Here is a 17,033-nt window from a genome sequence, read left to right as displayed (position 1 = left end):
GATCGAGCGGGAATCGTCCCGCCGCCGCGTTCCGACTCCGAAAGCCGTAGATAACTCCGCTCCCTACCGGGAGTGATGACCACCGCTGCCGACTGGCGACGCGGATTGGACGCCGTCGACGCCGCCTTGATCGACGGCTACCAGAGCGGCTTTCCGGTCGTCGAGTCCCCCTTCGAATCGGTCGCCGCCGAGATCGCCGCGGAGACCGACCGCGACCTCACGGCCGAGGCGCTCATCGACCGGGTCCGTAGACTCCACGAGGAGGGCGTTTTTCGCCGATTCGGGGCGGTCCTCAATCCGCCGGTGATCGGCTCCTCGATGCTCGCCGCCGTGCGGGCTCCCGAGGAACGGTTCTACGAGATCGCCGAGGTGGTAAACGGGTACCGACAGGTGAACCACAACTACCGCCGCGACCACGAGTGGAACATGTGGTTCGTCATCACGGCCGGCACGCGCGAAAAACGCGATGCGATCCGCGAGGAGATCGAGCGACGCACCGGCCTGTCGGTGCTCGCGTTGCCGATGTTGACCGACTACTACATCGACCTCGAGTTCCCGGTGGTCAATCGCGACCGGTTCGCTCGCGAGTCGGTCGCCGGCGAGGACGCCTCCGCGACCCGCATCCCGGAGGAGTCGCGCGGCGACCTCACGCGTCTCGAGGCGGAGGTGCTGTTGGCGATCCAGGGCGGCCTTCCGCTTTCGGCCACGCCGTATCGCGACGTCGCCGCGGACCTCGACGCCGACCCCGAGGCCGTCCTGCAGGCGATCGAGCGGCTCCTCGATGACGGGTGCATAAAGCGGATCGGCTGTGTCGTCAACCACGTCGTCACCGGCTTCGAGAACAACTGCATGGTCGTCTGGGACGTTCCAGACGGGGAACTCGACGAGCGCGGCGAGCGCGTCGGCAGCCTGCCGTACGTGACGCTCTGTTATCACCGTCCCCGCCGTCCGGAACACGACTGGCCCTACAACCTCTTCACCATGATCCACGGCCGCGACGCGGACGCCGTCGACGAGAAGGTCGACGAGCTCGCCGCCGACCACCTGCCGGTCGACCACGAACGGCTCTACTCCACCGAGACGCTCAAACAGACCGGCGCGCACTACGAGGACCTCCTCACGGAGTGACTCCCGGCCGGCCGATCGTCGATTTTTGACCCTGGTCCCGGTTCCGGTCCCGTTACTGGTCCCGCTCCCGCTCCCGCTCCCGATTTCGGCCCCGCTCGCGGCCCCGATCCCGATCGACGCCTATTCCCGATCGACAGCCGAGACGTCGGTATGCTCACCTACGTGACGACCAATCCCGGAAAGGTCCGCGAGGCCGAATCCTACCTCCGGGACGGCTCCGTGAAACGACTGGAGTACGACTATCCCGAGATACAGAGTCCGGACCTCGCTCCGATCGCCGCACACGGCGCGCGAGAGGCGTACCGTCACGCCGGCGACCCCGTTCTCGTCGACGACGCCGGCCTGTTCATCGAGGGGCTCGACGGATTCCCCGGCCCCTACTCCTCCTACGTCGAGGACACCCTCGGCGTCGAGGGGGTCCACGCGATCGCGAGCGATCTGGACGATCGCCGCGCCTCCTTCCGGTGTGTGTTGGCGTATTGCGACGGCGACGACTTCGACGCGAGCCCCGACCCGATCGACCGCGAGGATCGCAACGCGGCCGCCGCGGCGGGTCCGGACGCGGAGACGGCGGACCGTCCGCTTCCGGTGAAGCTGTTCGAGGGGTACGTCCCCGGAACGATCGTCTCCCCCCGCGGCGACGGCGGGTTCGGGTACGACCCGATCTTCGAACACGACGGGACGACCTTCGCCGAGATGGACACCGAACGGAAGAACGCCGTCTCACACCGCGGACGCGCCCTCGCGAAGTTTGCCGAGTGGTTCGCCGAGCGCTAGTTCGTCGTTCGCCGAACGCCACCGCGTCCGGATGTTTATCACCGATGACGACCCAGCCCGCGGCGTGCCAGCCATGATGGCCCCGACGCGTCCGCGGGTGTGCGACACGCCGCGTCGGGATCTCTGATCACGCGTTCGTGTCGCCTGTCCGCCATTCATCCCGATCGGACGTGCCGCGTTCTCCCCGTTTCCGTCCCTCCCCGTACGCGTCGGGCGATCACGCTCGAGGATCGCGGTCGGGTCCCGGATACTCTCCCCCGACGACCGTCGGGTACAGCCGTTCCGCGTCGAACACCGCCGCGAACGCGTGCGGCTCCCGGATGCTCGCCGGAATCCGACCGCGGACCGCGACGCCGGCGGCGGCGCTCGTCAATCCCGGATCGAAGGAGAGCACGTGCATCGCTCCGCCGCGGTATGCCGACGCCAGGGCCGGGTGATCGCCGGCCGGATGCTCCACCCGCTCAGAGCGCTCGGTGACAAGTTCCGCCCATTCGTCCGCGAGCGTCTCCTCTGTGAGCTCCGCGATCACCTCCCTCGCGTCCGCCACCAGCGGTTCGCTCGCGACCAGCGTCATCCACGAGTGTCGACGGATCGCATCGAGCGCCTCACGGGCGTCACCGCCGCACAGGAGATCCGCGGCGAGCACGTCGGCGTCCGCGACCACCCGGGACGGCGACGGATCCGGAGGCGTCGACGCGGACGGGTCGCCGGACTCCGTGTTCGGTTCGTCCCCGTCGCGACGATCGTCGATCCCGGAGCGCCGCCGTTCGAGCGCCCCCGTCACGGCCGCCCGGTCGACGTCTGCCGACTCACCGCGATCGAACAGCGATCCCCAGTTCACTGCCGGAGTGACGCGTCCCATCCATATCCGGTTTGTGGACTCGACCGGCTCCCTTCTTCGCTCCCTCTCCCTTCTCCGTTTTACATCCTTCACCGTTTCACTTCCATTCCGGCCCGGCTCACGTCCCCGTGATCTGCGACCGGACCCGATCGATGGAGCCCGTCGAGGCGAGAAGCGCGATCCGGTCTCCCGCCTCGACCATCGTTCCCGGAAGCGGGATCGTGAGCGACTCGTCCTTTCGTCCGTGGGCGTATATTCGTCCGTCGTCGTCGAGATCGATCTCGTTGACGTGTCTCCCCACCGAGGGCGCTTGTTCTGGAACCGTCAGGACGAACAGCTGGAGGTCCTCGGTCAACTCGTCTAGGGCGTTGAAGTCGCCGCCGAGAAGCGCCGTCTTCGCGCCCGCGGCTCCGAACCGCTCCGGATAGATCACGGCATCGGCGTCCGATTCGTATCGGTCGTACACCTCCGGGTCGACGTCCTCGCTCAGACGCATCACGGTTCGACGGCCGTGCTCGGAGGCGATGCGGCATACGGCGTGGTTCGTCTCGACGGAGCCGGTGAGTCCCCCCACGGCGTCTACGGTTTCGATCCCCGCCTCCTCAAGCACGCTCTCGAGCGCTCCGTCACCCTCGATCACCGTGAACTCCCGTTCGCGCGCTCGATGCACCTTCTCCGGGTCGTCGTCGACGACCACGACCTCGTGACCCTCCGCCGCGAGGATCCGTGCGGTCCGCGAACCGACTCGACCGAATCCGACGACCAGTATCCTCATGGGCCTGGATACGTCGACCTGCGTGAAAAATCTATGTTGGTAGTTACCATGGTTCACGACGTGCGCTTTCCTTTCCCATTCGGCCTTGAGCACCGATCGGCGCCGTCGCCGAGAGATATCGGAACGGATCGCGTGCCGTTTCACCGGAGGCCGGCGATGATCAACACGAATCCACCCACCGCTACACGTCGTAGGAACTCTCCTCGACGACGCCCTCGAACTCCCCCCGGCCGACCGATTCGTCCGGGTCGAAGTCGGTGATGCGGACCGCGACCCTGTCGCCGAGCGCGTCCGGATCGAAGTTCGCCACGGCGAGTCGCATGTCACCGACGAAGACGATGCCCTCGCCGGTCTCCGGCTCGTACTCGGCGACGAAGACCGAGACGGTCTCGCCTGGCTCGAGGGACGGAGTGGTCGTCCGGAACGACCAGCCGGCGAGGAACTTGCGGAGGGCGCTCATACGCGGGCCACCTCTTCGCTCTCGCGGTCGATGACGTACTCGCGACCGAACCCGGTGACGGCCGCGAGGACGAAGACCCCCACGAGCAGCCAGCCGTGGAAGACGAACGGCCAGACCTCGGCGGGGTTAACGAGCATCCCCTCCTCGAACCACTCGAAGGTGCCCGGGAGGCCGATCATCGCGGAGTAGCCGGCGAGTACGCCGCCGGACCACGGGAAGATGTAGCCGAGCGCGGCCGTCTGGGCGTCGAGGATGTTCGCCCGTCTGTAACCGTTGATGTTGAACCGCTCGCCGATCTTCGCGATGTAGGGGCCGATGGCGATCTCGGCGGCGGTGTTGATCGTGATCGCGGCGTTGACGAGGGCCGCGGTCCCGACCATGGTCAACTCCGCGTTGCGGACGTTCGTCGCGAGGTGATCGATCGACCACTCGAGCATCGCCTCGAAGGCGCCGCCGCGGATCATGATCTGGGCGGCCGCGATGATCAACAACACGAGGATCGACAGCGCGAAGAACCCGGCCGCGCCGGCGTATATCGAGCCGCCGACGCCGATCTCGCTCGCGTCGGAGACGATCTCGACGATCGGGAGCCCCGAGAGGACCCCGGCTGCCGGAGCTTCTGCGGGCGCACGGAAGACGAGGATGTCCGCGGGCGAGGCGAGCCCGCCGATCAGGTTCAACGCGACCGCGATCACGATCCCCCACGAGATCGCTTCGACGATGTGGCGGCCGGCGATGGCGGCAACGATGACGACGCCCATCGAGAGCAGATGAACGAGCGCGAGCGGATCCGCCCCCCGAAGGAGCACCTTCCGGGGATCCCCGGCGACGTCGATGCCGGGCATGACCGCGCCCGCGAGGACGTAGGCGGGCAGGGCGACGGCGGCCGCGACGATCGCGTATTTGAACCGAGAGGCCACGACGCCGCCGATGTCGGCGTCCTGGGTGACCGCGGAGACGATCGTCGTATCGGAGACGGGTGCGAGGTTGTCGCCGAAGATCGCTCCCGACAGGATCGCGCCGAAGGTCAACACGGGACTCGAGCCGAGGAGGATCCCGGCCGGGAAGAACAGCCCCACGAACGCGACGCTCGTCCCGTATCCGGTTCCGATGCCGGTCGCGAGGACGGCCGCGAGCACGAAGGTGATGGCCGGAAAGACGGTCGCACCGACGCCGGCGACGTCGGCGATCCACACGAGGCCGCCGACGAACCCGCCGGCCTGAAGCGTCTCCGTGAACATTCCGGCCCACATCCAGGCGACGATGGCGGTCACGGCGACCGGCTGGGTCATCCCCTCGAAGATGGTGTTCGCGTACCCGGTCCAGGAACCCTTCACGAGGAACATCCCGACGATGAGCCCGAGAAGCATCCCGGCGACGAGCCCGGTGGTATCGGAGACGCGCAACAGCGCCGTCTGGACGACGGCCCACAGGATGAAGAAGACGATGGGCAGGGCGCTCATCCCCCGTCCGCCGTGGAACTCCAGGTCGGGCCCGTCGGCGACGTCCGACCCGCCGAATTCGGCGGTCGGGTCCCGTTCAGTCGTGGAATCGGGCATGTCTGTGCTCCTTCTCGTCGTACCGACTAAACACCCGTGATCCGGCGTAGATACACACGAGCGTGTATACATCGACCGTCTCGAGGACCGTATTGACCACGATCCCGTGTCCTTTTACCGGCGCGTGCGACACGTACGGGTATGACCGAGGTCATCGACGGGAACGCCGTCGCAACCGAACTCCGCGAGGAGATCGCCGACCGCGTCGAGACGCTTTCCGCGGCCGGGGTCGAGCCGGGACTCGCGACCGTGTTGATGAGCGAGGACGCCGCGAGCGAGACGTACGTCTCGATGAAACAGCGCGACTGCGAGGAGGTCGGGATGGACGGCATCCACGTCGAGTTGGATCCCGAGGCGTCCGCCGAGGAGCTGTACGGGACGATCGACGATCTGAACGACGACGAGGACGTCCACGGAATCCTGGTTCAGCTTCCCGTTCCCGACCACGTCGACGAGCGCGAGGTGCTGCGCCGGATCCGCCCCGAGAAGGACGTCGACGGGTTCCATCCCGAGAACGTGGGGCGGCTCGTCGCCGGAAACGCACGGTTCAAGCCCTGCACGCCACACGGCATCCAGCGCCTGCTCGCCGCACACGACGTGGAGACGGAGGGCGCGGACGCGGTCGTCGTGGGGCGTTCGGACATCGTCGGCAAGCCGATGGCGAACCTGCTCATCCAGAAGGCGCCCGGCGGCAACGCCACGGTCACGGTCTGTCACTCCCGGACAGACGACCTCGAAGCCCGGACGCGCGAGGCCGACATCGTGATCGCCGCCGCCGGAATCCCCGAGTTCATCGACGGCTCGATGCTGAAGGCGGGCGCCACCGTGATCGACGTCGGGATCAACCGCGTCGAGAGCGAGGACGGATCGGGCACGGAACTCGTCGGCGACGTGGCGTACGAATCGGCGGCGGAGGTCGCGGGCGCCATCACGCCGGTTCCCGGCGGCGTCGGCCCGATGACCCGCGCGATGCTCCTGTACAACACCCTCAAGGCGGCCAGCCTGCAGACCGGCGTCGAGATCGATCTGCCCTGACGATATCGATCCCTCCGGAACCCGACGCGGCGTTCGCGCGGTTCAGTGTCGGAACACGCAGATCGACTCGGACGTCCGAACCAGACAGAACGGGGCGCCGTCGTTCGACGGGAACGAGGTCCGCGCCCGTCGCGTGAGGAACAGCCGCGAGAAGGACTCGCCGCAGGCCGGACAGGCCACCCCGTCGCGGTTCTCGTAGAGTTCGGTCCCGCCGTCGTCGCGGAGCTGTTTGAGTCGATGGCGATGGGCGTGGACGTCGAAGTCGGCGGTATCGCTCACGCACGCCGATTCCGACGGAAAGGGTTAATGCGTGCGGTTCGCGGTCGGATCGTCGGCGCCAGCGGTGTGAACTCGGCGGTCACCACCGGTTCGGCCCCGGAGGGCGCTACCGCCTCGACCCGCTCACCCGCTCGCGCGCACTGGAGAGACCGGTCGCGTCTCCCGCATCCAGGTATCGAACCAGGTCGTTTTCCGCCCGTACCAGCGCCTCGATCACGTCGGGGTCGACGTCGCCCTGAAGCGATTCCACGCGCTTCGTTCGTTCGCGAAGCGACTCGAGGACGTCCCGTGTGGCCTCGATATTGGGGTCGTCCTCGACGTCATCCGGACCGTCCTCGACGTCGACGTCCGGATCGACCGCTCCGTCCTCCAGATCACGGAGATACGTCGTCAGGTCCTCGCGGTGGGTCCCGATCGCGTTCGCGTACGCGAGCCCGCGGGCCGCGTGGAACCGGTCCGGGACGGTTCCCGGGGCCGGACGGTCGCCGTCGTCGGCGCCGGAGAGCAGTCGGAGGAGGTACTCGCGTTCCGTATCGCTCGGCTCCGCGAGGCGGCCGTAGACGTCGAGCGCCTGTAGCAGCTCGCGGGCGGCCAGGTAGACGTCGTCGAGGGGCAGGAGCTCGCCGCCGCGGACGAAGCCGCGCCGGTGGACGTACTCGCGCAGGTCGGACTCGAGGTCGGAGATCCCGTCCGCGGGGAGGGTGCCCGCCGCCTCGCCGAACCGAAGCCGGTGATCGGACAGATCGAGATCGACCGGCGAGTCCGTGTGTCGGCGACGTTCGTCGACGCCGACGCTTCGCAGGCTCTCACAGTCCGGACAGGCGATCGATCCGGTCTCGTAGTAGGACCAGCGGGTCCCGCAGTCGACACACTCGCGTTCGCCACGGACCTTCATCGATCGGAGGTGGGGACGGCACGCCTAAATGGCTGGCCACCGAGCGCGCTCGGCCGTGGCGCTCGTTAGAGGAGCTCGTCCGGGGTGTTCGTCCGGGACGCTCGACGATCCGGTTTTGATCCTCCGCTTCGTCGATCGACCGACACCAGCTCACGCGAAGCTGTCGACGTACTCGGCCGCGTAGCCGAACTCGTGCTCGTAGCCGTAGGCGGACAACAACACGGGGTAGAAGGGCTCCTCGGCGACGAGCGGATCGCCGTCGGCCGCCGCGAACCGCTCGCCGGCCTCGACGCGCTCGAAGTTGTGAACGAACACCTCGTACTCGCTCGCCGGGGGCTTCGCGATTCGGTCCGAGAGCCGGAAGACGTCGACGTCGCCGCGACCGCCCGCGTCGACGACGCTCTCGGATCCGGGCGCGCAAAGCGCTCCCGTCGCCGCGAGGAACGCGCGAACGAGCCAGTAGGCGTTGTCGGCCGCCTCATCGGTCCCCTGGAGGCCGCACTCGACCTCGATCGTGTGGGGGTGCTCGATGAGCCGCCCCTCGGTGAAGGCGTCGGTCTGGACGACCGCCTCGACCGGAAGGTGGGGGGCCACGCCGCGGGCCACCTCGTCCATCGTGTCGATGACCGCGAAGGGCTCCGCGTACGACTGCGTCGAGTGGAGCGCGAGGGTGGTACATCCCCGAAGCTCCGAGAGGAGCCGATCGGCGAGGCGACCTTCGTGGGTGTCGGCCTCCGGATCGCCGGGGAACGCCCGGTTGAGGTCCTCCTCGAGGTACCGCTCGCCCGCCTCGAGCGCCTCCTCGTTGGCGACGATCAGCTTGACCGGCCGTTCGTAGGCCTCCTCGTCGGCGAGAAGCCGGTCGACGGCGCGTGCGCCGCACGGCTCGTCGCCGTGGATGGCGGCGACCACCGCGATCTCGGGTCGACCCTCGCCCAACTCGACGATTCGCATGGTTCGACTACCGGACGCGCGAATAAGTCGGGTTCGGATCGCGGCGGACGCGTCGAGCGAGGGACCCCACTCACGGCCCGTTCTCGAGCTCCTCCACGTACTCGTAGTCGACCGGGTAGGCCTCCGGTCTGGCTCCGTCGATCGCGATCCGCCAGCCGTCGATCGCCGACGGATCCGAGAGCGCCGCCTCGAGAGTGACACGCACGTCGTCGACGTCGATCCCGTAGAAGTCCGCGGGGACCCCGCGGAGGTACTGGAGGGCGGTCTCGAAGAGGCTCTCCATGCCGGCGTCGTCCTCGAAGTCGACGTGCTTGTAGGCGCCGGCGGCGACCTGCACCATCCCGTGGAGGAAGGCCGACTCCACGGTCCCGGCGCCGTAGTTGTACCACTCGTCCTCGAAACAGTCGTGGGACTCGTGGTACTCGCCGGCGTTGAACAGCCGGATCCCGTGTTCGCTCGCGCGTCGGAGCGTCGCGTGCTCCCAGACGCGGTCGTCGCTTCGCCACCCGGTGGGGTCGCCGAGCGGCGGGGCGACGCCGGGATCGCGGGTGTGTTCGTCCATGTCGACAGCACGGGACGGAGGCGCTAAACGCTGTGGGTGGCCCGATTTGGGCCTCGACCGTGAACGCCCGCCGATCGGGGCTTCGGAGTGGTCGATCGGCTCGCGATCGGCGAGGATCCGGACGGGGACTCGCCGAAAATCGGAGGCTTAAACCCGGATCGGGATCATCACTCGAACGCGTGCGAGGGTAGCCAAGCCCGGAAACGGCGGCGGACTCAAGATCCGCTCCTGTAGAGGTCCGTGGGTTCAAATCCCTCCCCTCGCATACGTGCGGGCCGCTCGCCGGTCCGCCGGATGCACCGGAGGGATTGAATCAGGCCAGACCGGCCCGGAACGGCCGACGGCCGCAGCCCGGCCGTCTTGAAGTGGTTCAAATCCCTCCCCTCGCATCGCCGGGGTCACACCCGTGATGCGGAAGACGCTCTCGGAGCGCTCTTCCCTCGCAAAAATTCCTGAAACGACGCCGATCGAGGAGCGACGGCCACGAACGATCCGGACGCGACTCCGACGGATTGCGGCGGTCACGACTGCGAGGGACCTGACTGCGACAGACGCGACTCCGGTGGACGTGGAAGACGGATGGAGAAAGCGGTAAAGCGGTACGCGGGAAGCGACGATCCCACGAAGCGATCGGCTCGTGACGCCGACGCGATCGACGGCTCGGAGACGAGGTCCTACCGGCCGCCGTCCGTGTAGACGCGGTCGGCGAGGAGGCTCTCCGCTGTCGCGTTCGCCTCCGCCGGGTTTGGCCGCGACCCGGCGGCGATCTCGGCGGCGAGTTCGCGCGCGAGCTCGTAGACGGCGCGGCCGTCGGCCCGCTCGGCGACGCGCTCGAAGGTGTGACGGTAGCCGGCGGCGCTTCGCTGTCCGGTCTCCTCCAGGTTGGCGTCGATCGCGTACTCGATCTGTCTGACCGCTTCCTCGGGGCGCATATGGGACGAAAGGAGCGACATCCCCATAAAGGTACGCGAATTCGAAAACGAGTTAATACTTTCGCGGAGCGTTCCGTGTTCGGTCGAGTGACGCCGTCTTCATCGATTTCGATGCGATCGATGCGTTAACGGGGGCGGCCGCTCCACCTCCCCGCATGATCGACGACGCCGACCGCGACGACCGAGCGACGATCGCCGAACGGGCGGCCCACGCCGGCGCCCGCGTGGCCCACGAGCACTTTCGAACGGGTATCTCGACGGAGACCAAATCCGGGAAGACCGACGTCGTCACGGCGGCCGACCGCACGGCCCAGCGCGAGGCTATCGACGTCATTCGAACGGAGTTCCCCGACGACGCGATCGTCGGCGAGGAGGACGACGAGCTGAAGGCCGTCCCCGAGTCGGGGGCGGCCTGGATCATCGATCCGATCGACGGGACGAGCAACTTCGTCCGTGACAACCGGGTGTGGGCGAGCGTCGTGGCCGTGGTGGTCGACGGCGAACCGGTCGCGTCGACCACCGCGATGCCCGCCCTCGAGGACGTCTACACCGTGGACGCCGAGGGCGCCTACCGGAACGGGGAGCCGCTCGCGACGAGCGACGTCGACGATCCGGAGGCGGCGATCGTCTCGCCGGCCATGTGGTGGGAGATGGACCGGCGCGACGAGTACGCCCGGGCGTGTGAGGCGATCGTCACCCGGTTCGGCGACGCGAGGCGGATCGGCTCCGCGCAGGCGCTTCTCGCCTCCATCGCCGACGGCGGACTCGAGGGGGCGATCACGAACGTCGAGACGAACCCCTGGGACACCGTCGCCGGCGTGAACCTGATCCGGCAGGCCGGCGGCAGAGTGACCGACCTGGACGGGAACCGCTGGCGACACGACTCGGTCGGTCTCGTCGCCTCGAACGGCGAGCTACACGGGGAACTGCTCGAGGCCGCAAACGAGATCGAAGGGTAGCTCGTCGCTCCTGGTGGCGTGATCGGTGTGGTAAAAAGACCCGCCGGTGGCGAGTCGAACGATGCGAACGCGAGCGCCCGAAACCGAATCCGAGCGGACGCGTCGAGAACTGCAAACCGTCAGCGTGACGCTGGCGTCTTTACGGGGTGAGGCTCAGTTGCGAACGACGTTCGTCGCGCGCGGGCCCTTGGGGGCGTCCTCGATCTCGAACTCGACGTCCTGTCCCTCCTCGAGGTCGGGGCCGCCGACGTCCTCCATGTGGAAGAACACGTCGTCGTCCGCGTCGTCAGTCGAGATGAAACCGTAGCCGCCAGTGTCGTTGAAGAAGTCAACCGTACCTTTCGACATTGCAACCGTAGCGAGGCCCTCTTGACGGTTAACGCTTGTGCGACACGTGGTATCGTGATCGAACGCGAATCCGAGGATATTCTCATCTTCAGGCCACGAGACGACGATTTTCTCGAGGATGGGAATTCTCACGCGGGTGAGATATTCGCCCGAGGAGGACCGGATCCGCGATCAGATCCCCGTTCGGCAGCGAACGGACCGAGAGGATCACACGTCGAAGATCGGACGTCGCATTCGGACGCGAAGGTTACACGCCGAAGGTCGCACGCAACACGTCACGGGTCCCCGGACCGAGCCCGACCGCGAGCACGGTCACCATCAACAGGACGGTGTATCGCGGCGACTCCTCGAACATCTCGTCGTTGAACACCCACACGACGAACGTCGCGGCGGCGAGCTTCACCGGAAGGAACGGCCAGGCGTCGCCGGTGACGGCGAGGACCGACTCGGGGAGCAGACGCCCGGTCCACCGGATGATGGCGGCGTTGAGAACGTGTTTGGGCACGAGGTTCGGCGCGCCGACGAGCGCCGGCATCCAGTCCAGCCCGATCACGTTCGCGGTGCCGTCGATCGCGTGCCCCCAGATGACGACGAGCCCGATGTAGCCGGTCCCGTCGTTGACCGAGGGCGCGAACCGTCCGATGAGCAGCCAGGTGACCGCGGTGGACGCGGTCGCAACGACGAGCGTCAACGCGAGGATGGAGACGCGAAACGTCACGAAGTCGACCGTGATCGCGAGGTACGCGAGGTAGCCGATCGACGCGGCAACGGCGATCGATCCCATCGCGAAGAGGGGTTTCGCGTAGTCCTCCGCGAGCCCCCAGTCGGCGAGCGCGTACGCGAGGAGCACGCACGCGAGCGTCACGAGGAAGACGGTCACGTAGATGAAGGGGCTGATGAACAGCGCGGTCCAGGGATCCGGGATCAGGTGTTCGCCACGGGCACCCAGGGCCGCGACGCCCGCGTCCTCTATCGTCCGGAGCGCACCGCCGAGGAGAACGAACGGGAACAGCGCGAAGAAGAACCGCTTCTCCTCGCCGATCTCCAGGCGCTGAAGCAGGAACAACACGCCGACGAGCGCGATCAGCAACACGACGACGTAGGAGACCGTCGAGACGGTGGTGTACCCCGGCGAGGCGACGACCGCGTCCGCGGTGGCGGCCGCGTCGCTGCAGGCGGCCGACGAATAGAGGTACTCCACGCCGCCGTCGGCGTGACGGACGGCACACTCGGCCCCCTCGCCGTCGGCCGCCACCGGCCCCCAGAAGTAGCGCCAGAGGAACCGATCGTAGACGTACCGGGGGAACAGGACCGCGCCGGCGGCGAGGGCGGCCGCCAGGGAGACGACCGTGGCGACCCACGCCGCCTCCGGGGACGACTCGATGCGCTCCGCGATCGAGAGGCTCATTGGTGAATATGGCGACGTCCGGCGGGTTTAGCTTCTGCGGTACGATCCCACAGGATCGGATGTTACGGCAAGCCCCGCGGCCTCAGTAGTTCGCGAGGGGGTTGTCGAGGTCGATCTCGCCCGCGTCGAGTTCGGCCTCGATCTCGCGGGCGGCGGTCACCATGTTCTCGGTCTTGCCGTAGGCGATCTCGCGGGGCAACAGCTTGAGCCCGCAGTCCGGCGAGATCGTGAGCTTCTCGGGCGGAACGATCTTCAGTCCCTGGAGGACGTTCCGTTTGATCTCCGCGACCGACTCGACCTCCGCGGTGTGTGCGTCGACGACGCCGAGCGCGAGATCCGGTTCGAACTCGGGATCGGTGAACACCCCGACCTGCTCGTAGTCGCCGTTGCAGAGCTCGACGTCGAACTCGTCGATCGGGAAGTCGTTGAGCTCGGGGTAGATCCGCGAGTAGTCGCCGTAACAGACGTGCAGTCCGATCCGGACGTCCTCGGGGATCCCCGCCGTGATCCGGTCGAGCGCCTCGTGGACGATGGCGTGGTCCTCCGGGGTGGTCGCCAGCGCCGGCTCGTCGATCTGGATGTACTTCGCGCCGGCCTCGACGAGCGCCTCGACCTCCTCGTTGACGAGGTCAGCGAGGTCGTAGACCAACTCCTCCGTGGTCCCGTAGGCCTCGTTGAACGCCCAGAATCCGAGGGTGTACGGTCCGGTGATCGGGACCTTCACGGGCCGGCTCGCCACCTCGCTCGTGAACTCGAACTCGTCGACGAGCCACGGCTCGTCGTAGGCGACCTCCTCGACGACGGAGGGCTTATCGAAGTAGTTGTGACCCCACACCTTCACCGGGCCGTTGAACTCGTAGCCGGGGATGCGGTGGGCGAAGAACTCCACCATCTCGTTTCGTCGCATCTCGCCGTCGACGACCGTGTCGAGGCCGGCCCGTTCGTGCTCGTCGGTGATGAGCCGACAGGCGTCGTCGTGGGCCTCCGCGAGGTCGGCGGCGTCGAACTTCGAGTCGGGGTCCTTGACGAGCTCGTCGGCGCGGTTGAGCCACTTCGGCTTCGGGTACGAGCCGACCACGGTCGTCAACAGGAAGTGGTCGTTCGGATGCGTCTCGGGGCGGAACTGCTCGCGGTTGGCGTCGGGCGTTCGGACCATTACGAAAGCACCTCCACGCCCGCGGCGAGGGCGTTCAGCTTCGCCTCGTACTTGTTCTCGGGCAGGTAGAACAGCTCGGTGTTCGAGGTGACGTAGGTCGTCTCGAAGTCGTCCACGGGCACCTGCGATTCGAACCACTCGACGCGCTCCGCGATCGTCTCCGGCGTCTCGACGAGGGTGTTCTGTCCGTCGACGACGCCGAGGGCGATGGAGTCCGCCGCGCCGTACTCCTGGACGTTGTAAAGCGAGTCCTCGCGGTCGCCGGCGACGAGGTCTATCCCCACCGCGTCCACGTCGGCATCGAGCAGGTGTGCGTACGGCTTCTCCGGGATCGCGCCCCAGTAGGTGTGGACCACGACCTCGGCGTCGGTCGCCGCGGCCACCTCGTCGATCGCGGCGCTCGCGCGCTCGTCCGCGCCGTCACCGGGCGGGTTCTCGACTAACGAGGGCTCGAGCAGGAACAGCGTCTCGTGGTCGCCGAGCGCCTCGACCTCCGCGGCGAGGAACGCCGCGATCGCCTCGAGGAACTCACCCTCGTCGCCACCGGTCTCGTTCGTCGCGAGATCGGCGAGCGAGTAGGGACCCGGAAGGACCGCCTGCAGCGCGGCGTTCTCGGGTGCGACGTCGCGGGCGGCCGCCAGGTCGTCGGCGACGTCGCCGCTCGGGCTCGGCTCGGAACGCACGCGCGGGTCGCGATAGAAGTTGTTGTTGTCGTAGTACCGGACGATTCCGCCGGGTTCGACCCCGTCGGCGATCGTCAGCGGGTGGGCGATCATGTCGTCCCACCGCGCCTGTCCCTCCACGATCCGGTCGAGTCCGGCGTCGACCTGGTCGTCGATCAGCTCCGAGCGGACCTCGTCGTAGGTCTCGACGATCTCGCCCGTCTCGTCGCCGCTCAACAGGTCGCCCTTCTGGTGGCCCTTCAACTCCGAAAGCGTCTCCTTCGCCCAGTCCGGGAGCGGATACAGCCCCGGCGTGGTCGCGACTCGTTCGGTCATCGACGGAGGTTGGATATGCCGCTGTTTAATATTTTCTAATACGGATTATTCCATTCAGTAATCTCCCGACGACGAGGGCGACCGCCGGGACAGCCGGAGGATCGAGAGCGTCTCGAAGGGAAACGACTCCTCGCGAACGACCTCGTCGTCGAAGCCCGCGTCGGCGGCGCGCCCGCGGATCTCCTCGTAGCCGGCGAGCGAACTCACGAGCAGTAGGACGATCCCCTCCGGCGCCAGCACTCGCTCGACGTCGTCGAGGAACGGCTCGATCAGCTCCCGACCCGTCTCCCCGCCCGAGAGGGCGGTCTCCATCCAGTCGTCCCACTCGTTTTCGGGATCGGTGGGAAGGTACGGCGGGTTGAACAGGACCGCGTCGAACGCGCCCGCACGAAAGGGATCGAGGAGGTCGCCGCGGACGACCTCGACTCCACGCTCTCGAGCCTGTCGGCACGCGTGCGGGTTGACGTCGCTGGCAACGACCTCGTCGACCTCGCCGGCTTCCTCGTCGACTCGTTTCGCGACCCAGCCCGATCCGGTTCCGACCTCGAGCACGCGGCCGGTCGCCTCCTCGAGCGCCGCCTCGGCGAGGAGACCCGAATCCTCGGCCGGCTGGTAGACGGTCGTCTCCGCGCCGCGCCGCTCCGCGAGATCCGTCATTCGCTCTCACCCGTCCCCGCTCCCGACTCGCCCGCGGACGATCCTTCAGAATCCGACGCAGACGATCCCCCGTCGGCCGCAGAATCGTCCGGGGACCCGACGGTGACGGACAGCTCGTTCGGGCGCGACCCGTGGGTCCGCTGCGGGAAGGGGATCGTGATCCCCTCCTCGGAGAACGCCTCGTGGACGGCGGAGATGACCTTCGTCTGGGTCCGCCACCGCTTTCTGGCGCTCGGCTGGTCGATCCAAAAGCGCACGCCGAGGACGACCGAGGAGTCGCCGAACCGCTTTGCGACGACCTTCGGACGCGGGGCGGTCCTGACGTCGTCGATCGCCGCGGTCGCCTCCTGGGCGACGTCGGCGGCGTGATCGGGATCGTCGGCGTAGTCGATGCCGACCTCCACCTCGATCCGGAGCCGGCCCTTCCGCGAGCGGTCGACGATCACCTCGTTCCCGATCCGGTCGTTCGGGATGGTGACGTGTTCGCCGTCGAACGTCTGGATGCGCGTGTGAAAGACCGTGATCTCGGTGACCGTTCCCTCGTAGTCGCCGAACTGGATCCAGTCGCCGATCTCGAAGGGCCGCGAGACCATGAGGACGATCCCGGCGAGCACCGACCCGAGGGTCTGTCGCGCGGCCATGCCGACCACGATGCCGAGGAATCCGGCCCCGACGAGGAGGCTGCCGAGGTTGTCGGTGAACAGCCCGATGACGACGAGCGCCGCCAGCGAGTAGATCCCCAGCTGCGTCAGCCGGTATACCACCTGCTTTTGGTGTGAGGAGATCGTCTTGCCGGTGGAGATCACCTCCCCGATGACCTGCCCGAGGAAGTCCGTGATCGCGTAGGCGCCCCCGAGAACGATGACGGCGAGGATGATGTTCGGGACCTGCGCCCCGAGCTCGAGGCGGCCGTACGCCGCCAATAGCTGGTCGCCGAGTCCCCACAGCCCGACCAGTCCGAGAACGCCGACGGCCGTGGTTGCGGCCATCGCCGTCGACAAGACGAGACGTTTGGTGGTTCCGAACTCCGCTCCCCTCGAGGCGCGGTATCGATGCACGAGATACCGTATGAGGAACACCGCGAGGATGATGGCGGCGCTCGCCCCGAGCCGTTCGAGCGTCCCGAAGGCGACCTGACCGGTGCCGGGCCAGGCCGATTCGATCGTCGTCATCGGCCGATCACCGCACCGGGACGCCCCCTCGCGAGCCACGAGTTCCAGCGTTCGTTCACCACTGTGGTGTCCCCTGTAGGGGTGATTTGCCGCGCCCGATTAAGAACGTTCACCCTCGTGATCGGGGACGGAAACGGA

19 protein-coding genes and 1 tRNA gene are annotated in these 17,033 nt (G+C 67.6%); 5 read left to right on the top strand and 15 right to left on the bottom strand.

Annotated elements, in window-relative coordinates:
* Positions 1–75 precede the first annotated feature (75 nt).
* Both ahbB and ACFQE9_RS10795 read left to right on the top strand, forming a co-directional pair.
* A complete protein-coding gene (gene ahbB, locus ACFQE9_RS10800; RefSeq protein ID WP_379744285.1) occupies positions 76–1,128 on the top strand; it encodes a siroheme decarboxylase subunit beta in 1,053 nt (350 codons plus the stop codon).
* A gap of 150 nt (positions 1,129–1,278) precedes the next feature.
* Positions 1,279–1,905 carry a non-canonical purine NTP pyrophosphatase gene (locus tag ACFQE9_RS10795; protein ID WP_379744283.1) on the top strand — a complete coding sequence of 209 codons (627 nt, stop codon included), beginning with the start codon at positions 1,279–1,281 and terminating at the stop codon, positions 1,903–1,905.
* 217 nt (positions 1,906–2,122) lie between these two features.
* On the opposite strand, the gene ACFQE9_RS10790 is transcribed toward ACFQE9_RS10795, so the two are convergent.
* The 4 genes from ACFQE9_RS10790 to ACFQE9_RS10775 all read right to left on the bottom strand — a co-directional run bounded on the left by ACFQE9_RS10790 (position 2,123) and on the right by ACFQE9_RS10775 (position 5,540).
* Positions 2,123–2,746 (bottom strand): DUF7384 family protein, encoded by a 624-nt coding sequence (locus ACFQE9_RS10790; protein WP_379745588.1) that lies wholly within the window; start codon positions 2,744–2,746, stop codon positions 2,123–2,125.
* Positions 2,747–2,864: 118 nt separating this feature from the next.
* Positions 2,865–3,578: a potassium channel family protein gene (locus ACFQE9_RS10785; RefSeq protein ID WP_465261096.1), complete on the bottom strand. Its 714-nt coding sequence runs from the start codon at positions 3,576–3,578 to the stop codon at positions 2,865–2,867.
* A gap of 124 nt (positions 3,579–3,702) precedes the next feature.
* On the bottom strand, positions 3,703–3,981 hold the full coding sequence (locus ACFQE9_RS10780; RefSeq protein WP_379744279.1) for a DUF7513 family protein: 279 nt from the start codon (positions 3,979–3,981) through the stop codon (positions 3,703–3,705).
* A complete protein-coding gene (locus ACFQE9_RS10775; protein WP_379744277.1) occupies positions 3,978–5,540 on the bottom strand; it encodes a Na+/H+ antiporter NhaC family protein in 1,563 nt (520 codons plus the stop codon). The genes ACFQE9_RS10780 and ACFQE9_RS10775 overlap by 4 nt, the downstream gene beginning before the upstream one ends.
* Before the next feature lie 141 nt (positions 5,541–5,681).
* Here ACFQE9_RS10775 and ACFQE9_RS10770 point away from each other — a divergent pair, with 141 nt between their 5' ends.
* Positions 5,682–6,575: a bifunctional methylenetetrahydrofolate dehydrogenase/methenyltetrahydrofolate cyclohydrolase gene (locus ACFQE9_RS10770; RefSeq protein ID WP_379744275.1), complete on the top strand. Its 894-nt coding sequence runs from the start codon at positions 5,682–5,684 to the stop codon at positions 6,573–6,575.
* Between the two features lie 42 nt (positions 6,576–6,617).
* Here ACFQE9_RS10770 and ACFQE9_RS10765 read toward each other — a convergent pair whose 3' ends face one another.
* From ACFQE9_RS10765 to ACFQE9_RS10750, 4 genes are all read right to left on the bottom strand, one after another.
* Complete coding sequence (locus ACFQE9_RS10765; protein WP_379744273.1) at positions 6,618–6,854, bottom strand: DUF7385 family protein; 237 nt, start codon at positions 6,852–6,854, stop codon at positions 6,618–6,620.
* A 106-nt stretch (positions 6,855–6,960) separates the two neighbouring features.
* Positions 6,961–7,749, bottom strand: a complete 789-nt coding sequence (locus ACFQE9_RS10760; protein WP_379744271.1) for a DUF7117 family protein — start codon at positions 7,747–7,749, stop codon at positions 6,961–6,963.
* Positions 7,750–7,899: 150 nt separating this feature from the next.
* Entirely contained in the window at positions 7,900–8,703 is an 804-nt protein-coding gene (locus ACFQE9_RS10755) for a M14 family metallopeptidase (protein WP_379744269.1), read from the bottom strand.
* 70 nt (positions 8,704–8,773) lie between these two features.
* Complete coding sequence (locus tag ACFQE9_RS10750) at positions 8,774–9,265, bottom strand: DUF309 domain-containing protein (protein WP_379744267.1); 492 nt, start codon at positions 9,263–9,265, stop codon at positions 8,774–8,776.
* 181 nt (positions 9,266–9,446) lie between these two features.
* Here ACFQE9_RS10750 and ACFQE9_RS10745 point away from each other — a divergent pair.
* Positions 9,447–9,530: transfer RNA gene (locus ACFQE9_RS10745), tRNA-Leu, on the top strand.
* 409 nt (positions 9,531–9,939) lie between these two features.
* Here the strand turns inward: ACFQE9_RS10745 and ACFQE9_RS10740 are convergent.
* On the bottom strand, positions 9,940–10,197 hold the full coding sequence (locus ACFQE9_RS10740) for a hypothetical protein (protein ID WP_379744265.1): 258 nt from the start codon (positions 10,195–10,197) through the stop codon (positions 9,940–9,942).
* Positions 10,198–10,352: 155 nt separating this feature from the next.
* Between ACFQE9_RS10740 and ACFQE9_RS10735 the strand changes: the two genes are divergently transcribed.
* Positions 10,353–11,156: an inositol monophosphatase family protein gene (locus ACFQE9_RS10735; protein WP_379744263.1), complete on the top strand. Its 804-nt coding sequence runs from the start codon at positions 10,353–10,355 to the stop codon at positions 11,154–11,156.
* 153 nt (positions 11,157–11,309) lie between these two features.
* Here the strand turns inward: ACFQE9_RS10735 and ACFQE9_RS10730 are convergent, their stop codons facing one another.
* The 6 genes from ACFQE9_RS10730 to ACFQE9_RS10705 form a co-directional block, all read right to left on the bottom strand.
* Positions 11,310–11,504: a cold-shock protein gene (locus ACFQE9_RS10730; RefSeq protein WP_021072750.1), complete on the bottom strand. Its 195-nt coding sequence runs from the start codon at positions 11,502–11,504 to the stop codon at positions 11,310–11,312.
* Positions 11,505–11,751: 247 nt separating this feature from the next.
* Positions 11,752–12,912 (bottom strand): DUF63 family protein, encoded by a 1,161-nt coding sequence (locus ACFQE9_RS10725; RefSeq protein WP_379744261.1) that lies wholly within the window; start codon positions 12,910–12,912, stop codon positions 11,752–11,754.
* Between the two features lie 82 nt (positions 12,913–12,994).
* Entirely contained in the window at positions 12,995–14,068 is a 1,074-nt protein-coding gene (locus ACFQE9_RS10720; RefSeq protein ID WP_379744259.1) for a methionine synthase, read from the bottom strand.
* Positions 14,068–15,066 carry a 5-methyltetrahydropteroyltriglutamate--homocysteine methyltransferase gene (locus ACFQE9_RS10715; protein WP_379744257.1) on the bottom strand — a complete coding sequence of 333 codons (999 nt, stop codon included), beginning with the start codon at positions 15,064–15,066 and terminating at the stop codon, positions 14,068–14,070. The genes ACFQE9_RS10720 and ACFQE9_RS10715 overlap by 1 nt, the downstream gene beginning before the upstream one ends.
* A 54-nt stretch (positions 15,067–15,120) precedes the next feature.
* Positions 15,121–15,723: a HemK2/MTQ2 family protein methyltransferase gene (locus ACFQE9_RS10710; protein ID WP_379744255.1), complete on the bottom strand. Its 603-nt coding sequence runs from the start codon at positions 15,721–15,723 to the stop codon at positions 15,121–15,123.
* Positions 15,720–16,895: a mechanosensitive ion channel family protein gene (locus ACFQE9_RS10705; protein ID WP_379744253.1), complete on the bottom strand. Its 1,176-nt coding sequence runs from the start codon at positions 16,893–16,895 to the stop codon at positions 15,720–15,722. The genes ACFQE9_RS10710 and ACFQE9_RS10705 overlap by 4 nt, the downstream gene beginning before the upstream one ends.
* Positions 16,896–17,033: the final 138 nt, after the last annotated feature.

The organism is Halopenitus salinus (assembly GCF_042662125.1).
GTDB lineage: Archaea > Halobacteriota > Halobacteria > Halobacteriales > Haloferacaceae > Halopenitus > Halopenitus salinus.
The sequence above is the reverse complement of the archived record's forward strand: the minus strand, read 5'-3'. Positions and strand labels throughout refer to the sequence as shown.